General features: G+C 40.5%; 8 protein-coding genes. 6 read left to right on the top strand and 2 right to left on the bottom strand.

The window, feature by feature from the left end; all coding sequences use genetic code 11:
- Nucleotides 1–149: 149 nt before the first annotated feature.
- Nucleotides 150–1,265, bottom strand: coding sequence for an energy transducer TonB (locus I6F44_RS19360; protein WP_197174399.1), 1,116 nt, complete (start codon nt 1,263–1,265; stop codon nt 150–152).
- A 248-nt stretch (nt 1,266–1,513) separates the two neighbouring features.
- Here I6F44_RS19360 and I6F44_RS19355 point away from each other — a divergent pair, with 248 nt between their 5' ends.
- The 6 genes from I6F44_RS19355 to csrA all read left to right on the top strand — a co-directional run bounded on the left by I6F44_RS19355 (nt 1,514) and on the right by csrA (nt 7,586).
- A complete protein-coding gene (locus tag I6F44_RS19355; RefSeq protein ID WP_007583803.1) occupies nt 1,514–2,137 on the top strand; it encodes a GTP cyclohydrolase II in 624 nt (207 codons plus the stop codon).
- Between the two features lie 81 nt (nt 2,138–2,218).
- Nucleotides 2,219–3,007: a BPSS1780 family membrane protein gene (locus I6F44_RS19350; protein WP_007378958.1), complete on the top strand. Its 789-nt coding sequence runs from the start codon at nt 2,219–2,221 to the stop codon at nt 3,005–3,007.
- Nucleotides 3,007–3,459, top strand: coding sequence for a regulatory protein RecX (locus I6F44_RS19345; protein ID WP_007583805.1), 453 nt, complete (start codon nt 3,007–3,009; stop codon nt 3,457–3,459). Before I6F44_RS19350 ends, I6F44_RS19345 begins: the two co-directional genes overlap by 1 nt.
- A gap of 19 nt (nt 3,460–3,478) precedes the next feature.
- Nucleotides 3,479–6,079, top strand: coding sequence for an alanine--tRNA ligase (gene alaS, locus I6F44_RS19340; protein WP_197174398.1), 2,601 nt, complete (start codon nt 3,479–3,481; stop codon nt 6,077–6,079).
- Between the two features lie 6 nt (nt 6,080–6,085).
- Nucleotides 6,086–7,303, top strand: coding sequence for an aspartate kinase (locus I6F44_RS19335; RefSeq protein ID WP_197174397.1), 1,218 nt, complete (start codon nt 6,086–6,088; stop codon nt 7,301–7,303).
- Nucleotides 7,304–7,394: 91 nt separating this feature from the next.
- Entirely contained in the window at nt 7,395–7,586 is a 192-nt protein-coding gene (gene csrA / locus I6F44_RS19330; protein ID WP_004587515.1) for a carbon storage regulator CsrA, read from the top strand.
- A 50-nt stretch (nt 7,587–7,636) separates the two neighbouring features.
- Here csrA and I6F44_RS19325 read toward each other — a convergent pair whose 3' ends face one another.
- On the bottom strand, nt 7,637–8,104 hold the full coding sequence (locus I6F44_RS19325; protein WP_197174396.1) for a YcxB family protein: 468 nt from the start codon (nt 8,102–8,104) through the stop codon (nt 7,637–7,639).
- Nucleotides 8,105–8,390: the final 286 nt, after the last annotated feature.

The raw sequence follows: 8,390 nt of genomic DNA, 5'->3' as shown, positions 1-8,390 counted from the left end.
GTATGTTCGTTAATCATAATGTGCCCTCAAACAAGATTTGAAGATCTGATCATGACATTGAGATTTAGTTCAAAAAAATCCCCGCTAATTTCTTAGCAGGGATTTGTGTATAAGAGACAGCATAAAGCGCCTTTTTTAATGAGCCGCTTTTAGTGGCGGTTAATTTTAAAGTCGAGCTGTACCTGAGAAATAGCGCTAACAGGTTTACCATTTTCAAACTTTGGCGCGTAACGCCATTGCTCAAGCGCTGCTTTGGCTGACTTTTCAAATGCGCTGCCGCCTTCAGAGCTAAGTACTTTTGGGTTTTTTACAAAGCCAGCTGCGTCTACCTCAAACTCCATAATAACGCTACCATCGGTACTAAATCTGGCTTTGTGCACTGGGTATTTAGGATTAACACGATAGAGTGGTGTTTGCTCTTGCGATTCTTTCCATGGCACCATTTGAGCGATAGCGAGGCAGTGTTTAGTTGCTTCTTCGCTTTTGCCTTGTTTTTCGTACAGACCTACAAGTTTAGAGTGAGCGGTTAGCTCAGCACTGTGATCGTATTTTAAGTTATCGTCAAACGCGGTAACTATGTTGTTTAAGCGCTCAATTGCCTGATTATATTTTTTACTGCCTTCGGCAAATGCGGCTATTAAAAAGTTAGCTTTAATTTGCTCTACCGAGCTACTAGGTAGATTTTCACGGTAGTATTCGTCGGCTTCTTCTAGGTAGTTTTTCGCTTCGCGATATTTTTTAGAGCTAAACTTTTTAGCAAGCAGTGATGCCGCTTCTAGTTTCATGTCGGCTACAAACTTAGGCTTATTTTGTGTTTTAGCTATATCTATTACTTGTTCTAAAAAGTTAGCTGCTTTGTAAGCTGATGTTGTGTAGTTAGCTTGGCCGAGCAGTGCATCAATTGTTTCTATTGATAGTTTACCGTGATTTGCAGCTAAAATAGTATGGGCTTCGTTATAGAGTGCAAAACGCTGTTCGTTTAGCTCATCGCCGTAGCCTTTAATCGCTTTAGCGTAATTAATAGCTAAGTTGGCAGTATTGTCGTCGCTTTTACCGTAAACGGCTTTACCTGATGTGTAAGCAAGTTTGGCAGTTTGTTGTACGTTTTCGTCTGCTTTAACTGCTGCTAAATAGCTTTGGTATGCTTGGCTAAATACCGTTTGAGGATCGCTTGCTTGGCTGGCAAGTGCTGTAGTACTTAAAGTAGTTGCGCTTAAAGCAGATAAACTTAAGCCTATAAATAAAGCGAGTTGCTGACGTTTCATAATAATCCCTATCGTTGTTTAAAATACAAAATACCAAACGCGCCCGTAAGTGTCACTGATTAAGGTAAATCAACGTAAATAACATTGGCTGTTATTTGTATTAATTTATTGCTAACAATCATTGAAAATAACGCCTGTCGTCGCCATATAATTGCCATAAACAGTCTTGTACTACGGTGTATTTATCCTATTTTGTGATATTATCACTTTATTGTCGTGTCGTAGTTATTTAAATATTTGGATTTGTCGTGGCGCAAGTAAGAGCAAGAGTCCAGCTTAATGTTGGCAGAAATAGTGATATCCCTGCAGAAATAATCTCATTTACTGATTTAAAAGATGGTAAAGAACATATTGCTATGGTGTTTAACAACGCTGATACAGAGCAAGATGTACCGCTTATTCGTATGCATTCAGAGTGTTTAACAGGCGATGTATTTTACTCATCGCGTTGTGATTGCGGCGAGCAGCTAAATGAATGTATTGAAATGATGCACGAGCAAGGCGGTATTTTATTGTATTTACGCCAAGAAGGCCGTGGCATTGGTTTATACAACAAAATTGATGCTTACGTACTGCAATCGCAAGGTATGAACACCTACGAAGCTAATAATCATTTAGGCTTTGCTGATGATTTACGTGACTTTTCGGATGCGGTATTAATGCTCAATGCGCTTAATTTAAGCCACGTTAAATTAATGACCAATAATCCTAAAAAGCTTAACGCATTAAAAGATGCCGGTATTAATGTTGACTCGGTTGTGGGCACACATGCGCACATTAAAGCGGGTGTTGCTGGTAATAAATCGTACCTAGAAACAAAAATTAAGCATGGCGCGCATATGTTAGATATTAAGAAAATTAAAAAACCTTAATTATTTAATTACGTTTCGTCTATTAATACCCCCTCACGCCAAGTTATACTTGGCGTGTTTCGTTTTAAATTAAGAGCAAGTATGTCTACACAATTACGAATTTTTAAAGCCGATGCAGGGCTAAAGTGGTTAAAAGCCGGATGGCTTATTTTTAAAACCCAGCCAGCAACCTTTATTTTTATGCATTTATTTATTGGCATTGTAGGGCTGCTGTCTTTATTTTTACCTTTACTGCAAGTTGTAGCAGCGCTAGCTACGCCATTTTTAACCGCAGGGTTTTACCAAGCGGTGCTTAGTAAGCAGCAGGGTGGAAAAATTATGCTAGCCGATATTCTCAAGCCATTTACGGCTAAGGGAAACCGTTTAGGGCTATTGCGTTTAGCACTTTACCAAATGGGTGCGGGCATTTTAATGGCGTTACTTGCTAATGGCTTATTTGCCGATGCAGTGGCTGTTATGAGCCAACCAGGACTTGATCCAAACGTAGCACTTGAACAAATGCTTGAGAGTATTTCGGGCGCGAATGTAATTTTGTTTTTTATGGCAATGCTAATTTATTTAACGGCGTTTGCTTACGCTGTACCGCTTGTTTATTTTAGTAAAGAAACACGTATTTTAACGGCGCTTAAAAAATCGTTAATGGTGTTTTATCATAACATTTTGCCACTTGGCGTTTTTGGTCTTATTTGCGCATTATTTATGGCGCTTTCGATGTTCTTATCGTTCTTACCACTGTTGATTTTAATGCCGATTTGCTACATTAGCTTTTTTGTATCTTATCAAGCCATTTTTATGCCTGTTGTACCACCAAGTGACGACATTAATGTTAAGCCACTTAGCAGTGAAACAAGCGGGCGTTTTGACGCTTAATGGATGATAAATTAAAGCAAAAACTAAAAAACTATGTACTTTGGTTACTAGGGCGCCAAGAATATTCGCGTCGTGAGTTAACGCTAAAATTACAGCAAAAAGAAGCTACAGAAGAGTTTATTGAAACGCTGCTTGATTGGTGCGAAAAGCATAATTTTATTAACGAGCAGCGATACTGTGAAGGCTTTGTAAGAAAACACATATTTAAATGCCACGGGCTTAAGCGAATACAAAGCGAAGCTATGGGCAAAGGGATTGATCGTTCGCTACTTGAATTGGTAGTTGAAGAGCTTGAAGTAGATTGGTTTGAGCTTGCGCAGGATGCGTACAATAAAAAATATTCAAATACACCGGCCGATCTCGATTACAAAGATAAAGCTAAGCGCGTGCGCTACTTAATGTATCGGGGTTTTAGCTACGATGAAATTAATTTTGCAATGCAAGCACAGTAAATACAGGTGAGACTTTCAAATGCAGCACATGACTACCGCACAAATTAGGCAACAGTTTTTAGACTTTTTTGCCAGCAAGCAACATCAAATAGTACCTTCTAGCTCGCTTATACCGGGTAACGATGCCACGTTGTTATTTAACAATGCCGGCATGGTGCAATTTAAAGATGTATTTTTAGGCGCAGAAAGCCGCCCTTATACACGTGCGACAAGCTCGCAGCGCTGTGTACGTGCTGGCGGTAAGCATAACGATTTAGAAAACGTAGGCTACACTGCTCGCCACCATACATTTTTTGAAATGTTAGGTAACTTCAGCTTTGGTGATTACTTTAAGCAAGACGCGATTAAGTTTGCATGGGAGTTTTTAACTGAGGTAGTAAGCCTACCTAAAGAAAAACTTTTAGTAACTATTTATCACGATGATGAAGAAGCGTTTGGTTACTGGGCTAATGAAATTGGCTTACCAGAGGATCGTATTATTCGTATTGCGACCTCAGACAACTTTTGGTCTATGGGCGATACTGGTCCGTGTGGTCCGTGTTCTGAAATATTTTATGATCACGGCGAGCATATTTGGGGCGGTCCTCCGGGCTCTCCTGAGGAAGACGGCGACCGTTTCATCGAAATTTGGAACCTTGTATTTATGCAATACAACCGTCAAAGCGACGGTACAATGTTGCCTCTACCTAAGCAATCTGTTGATACGGGAATGGGCCTTGAGCGTATTTCTGCTATTTTGCAGGGCGTGCATTCAAACTACGAAATCGATTTGTTCCAAGGCTTAATTGCAGCAGCTGCAAGCGTAACTAACGCGCAAGATATGGACGATAAGTCACTTCGCGTAGTAGCGGATCATATTCGTTCGTGTGCGTTTTTAATCTCAGACGGTGTTATGCCATCTAACGAAAGTCGTGGTTATGTACTGCGCCGTATTATTCGTCGTGCTGTGCGCCACGGTAACAAGTTAGGTGCACAAGGTTCGTTTTTCTATAAATTAGTTGCTGCGCTAATTGAGCAAATGGGTCAAGCGTACCCTGAGCTTGCTAAGCAACAAGAAATTATTGAAAAAGTATTACGCATTGAAGAAGAACAGTTTGGTAAAACACTTGAGCGTGGCTTAGCTATTTTAGAAGAAAGCTTAAGCGACCTTAAAGGCGATATTATACCGGGCGACTTAGTATTTAAACTTTATGATACGTACGGTTTCCCAGCTGATTTAACGGCCGATGTTGCGCGTGAGCGCCAGATGACAATTGATCATCAAGGCTTTGAAGAGTGTATGGCTGTACAACGTAAAACAGCGCAACAAGCAGGTAAATTTGGTGCAGATTACAATGACCAATTAAAATCAGATAAACACACTGACTTTAAAGGTTACGACAGCACACATTATAGCGCGACCGTTATTGAAATTTTTGCCGGTGGCGAAGCTGTTCAGTTATTAGAAGATGGTCAACAAGGTATTGTAGTACTAGACCGCACACCGTTTTACGCTGAATCAGGCGGCCAAACGGGTGACACGGGTACTATTACAGTTGCTGGTGGCGAATTTAATGTTACTAATACCACTAAGCTTGGTAATGCTTTTGCTCACCACGGTACTGTACAAGGCCGTATTGGTGTTAATGACAAAGTTGACGCAACTATTGATGATACGCGCCGCGATTGCATTAAGAAAAACCACACAGCTACGCATATTTTACACGAAGCACTACGCCAACTATTAGGTGACCATGTAGGCCAAAAAGGCTCACTTGTTCAGCCAGATCGTTTACGTTTTGACTTTTCGCACTTTGAAGCGGTTACTAAAGATGAGCTACGTGAAATTGAGCGTGTAGTTAATGACGAAATTCGTCGTAACTTTGCACTTAATACTGAGCTTATGGCTATTGATGATGCTAAAGCGAAAGGTGCTATGGCATTGTTTGGCGAAAAGTACGATGACGAAGTACGTGTAGTTACTATTGGCGACTACTCTATTGAGCTTTGTGGTGGTACTCACGTTGAGCGCGCTGGCGATATTGGTTTATTCAAAATTGTATCTGAAAGTGGTATTGCCGCAGGTGTTCGCCGTATTGAAGCCGTAACCGGTGCAGATGCTGTAGCGTACGTTAGCGAGCAAGAGCAACAACTTAGCGATGTTGCAGCTTTAGTTAAAGGCGATAGCGCATCGGTACTTGAAAAAGTAACTGCGTTGCTTGAAAAATCTAAAGGCCTTGAAAAGCAAATTGCACAGCTTAGCGATAAACTAGCAAGTGCAGCGGGCGCGTCTTTACTTGATTCGATTGTTGAAATTAATGGCGTTAAGCTACTTGTAGCAAACGTTGAAGGTACTGAATCTAAAGCGCTTCGCGGTATGGTTGATGACCTTAAAAACAAGATTGGCTCAGGTGTTATTGCACTGGGTGTTGCCAGTGGCGACAAAGTAAGCCTAATTGCCGGTGTAACTAAAGACTTAACAGGTAAAGTAAAAGCCGGTGAGTTAGTTAACCATATGGCAGGTCAAGTAGGTGGTAAAGGTGGCGGTCGTCCAGATATGGCACAAGCTGGTGGTAGTGAGCCACAAAATCTTGCTGCTGCACTAGATAGCGTTACAGCTTGGTTAACTGAGCGTACTTAAGCCTAAGTGGCGCTTATTGTTCAAAAATTCGGTGGCACTTCGGTCGGCTCAATAGAGCGAATTGAAGCAGTCGCCGACCTTGTTGTTAAAACCAGACAACAAGGACATCAAGTGGTTGTGGTTCTCTCTGCTATGTCGGGAGAAACCAACCGCTTAATTAACCTCGCCAAACAAATTGATGCTCGCCCGAGTAGCCGTGAACTAGATGTACTTATTAGCACCGGAGAGCAGGTTTCTGTATCACTGCTTGCTATGGCTATTATCAAACGTGGTCATTCAGCTGTAAGCTTATTAGCCGATCAAGTCAATATTCTAACCGACAACATGTTTGGTAAAGCTCGTATTGCTGAGGTTGCTGCTACGCGCTTAAAGCATGAGCTTGAGCATAATCGTATTGCTATTATTGCTGGGTTTCAGGGACGTGATATTGAGGGCAATATTACAACGCTTGGACGCGGCGGCACCGATACATCGGCTGTAGAAATAGCAGCGGCTATAAAAGCCGACGAATGCCAGATCTATACAGATGTTGACGGCGTATATACTACAGATCCTCGTGTTGAACCTAACGCGCGCAGAATGAGCCAAGTTACTTTTGCCGAAATGCTAGAGCTGGCAAGTTTAGGCGCAAAAGTTTTGCATATTCGCTCGGTAGAAGCTGCAGGTAGACACAATGTGCCACTTAGGGTGCTTTCTAGTTTTAATCCTGATGAAGGCACATTAATAAGTTTTGAGGAGAACGATATGCCAAGTAAGGTGGTATCGGGGATTGCGTTTAATCGTGACGAATGTTTAATTAAAGTAGATGGTGTGCCAAGCGGTACGCAATATCTTTCAAAAATATTGAAACTTTTTGCTGATAATGGCATCGAAATAGATATGATTAATCAAGTTAATCATATCTTTGAAAAAATAGACTATGCTTTTACTGTGCACTCGAATGATTATCTGCAAGCACTTGAATTATTGAGCGAAGATCAAGCTCAACTCAGTGCTCAAAATATAAGCGGATTACCAACAGTCGCTAAAGTTTCTGCTGTTGGAATGGGTATGAAATCGCATTCTGGTGTAGCAAGTTTATTTTTTGATGCATTAGCGCAGGAAAATATTAATGTGGTTTTAGTCTCGACTTCTGAGATCAAAATTTCAGTTTTAATAGATGAAAAGTACCTAGAGTTGGCAGTTCGTGCATTACACAAAGCATTTTTAACAGAAAATGGATAGATTGAGAGTTTTTACTTACTTTTCAGTCTAATTTTCATTAGTATGTTTAAGCGGAATCTTATAATTTTTATTGGAACATGGGAGCAAGAGAATGCTAATACTAACTCGTAGAGTAGGTGAAACCCTAATGATTGGTGACGAAGTAACAGTTACTGTTCTAGGTGTTAAAGGAAATCAAGTTCGAATCGGTGTTAATGCACCAAAAGACGTATCAGTGCATCGTGAAGAGATTTACATGCGCATACAAGCTGAAAAGTCGAACCCTAATCCGGGCAATGCTTAATCAACACGTATACGTAGTTGAGTAATTAACTCAACTAGTCAAAAAGCCACTCACTGAGTGGCTTTTTTGTTTATAAAAGCGAGTGTTTCTGGGGTTAGTATTTGTTTTGAAATGTACTGCATTCCGCTTTTATTTTTAATAATAATACCTTGCTGAGTATCTATTACTTTGCTTATGTCTTGCCAAGTTAGCTGAAAGCTTTTGTAATGATTAGCCGATTTAATGCCTTCTTCATCAAAGGTAAGTGTTACCTCAGAGCCTGACGCTCTGCTGAGCATTTGTCTGGTTACCCACCAAGGTCTGCGATAGTAAAAAGCGACGCACTCTAGTACACCTAGCATGATCATAAACGATCCTAAGTAATGATCGTTTAAAACATAAATGCCAAATAAACCAAGCGCAACGAGGAGTACAAGTAAAAAGTACTTAGGTTTGGCGCGCTTACTGTACGGGAGTGACTCATCAAAGCACTCGTAAAAGTAAGGTTTATCTAGTGTGTAGGTTGTTGTAAATGCCATATTGCCTTGCTTTAAATATCGTTTTTTTTATTTTAACAAGCTAGCCGCTAAATGAGCAGCTTTATAGTCAGTGATTTTATTACAGACACAAAAAAACGGCCCTAAGGCTAACACCGATCAGTTAAGGTATTTTTGATCGGTTGACCGATCTTTTGGTTGCTTCATAATACCCTTATCATCTTTTGATTATGAGGGTATTTTTATGCTTAGTCATTGGTTACTTGATACGGATATATTCGCCACTCCTGACTCTTTATCTACATTTCAGAAACATATCCCTCTTGAG

The sequence above is a fragment of the Pseudoalteromonas sp. NZS11_1 genome, assembly GCF_015864275.1.
Lineage (GTDB): Bacteria > Pseudomonadota > Gammaproteobacteria > Enterobacterales > Alteromonadaceae > Pseudoalteromonas > Pseudoalteromonas arctica.
Note: the sequence above shows the minus strand (reverse complement) of the source record. Positions and strands in the feature narration are given on the sequence as shown.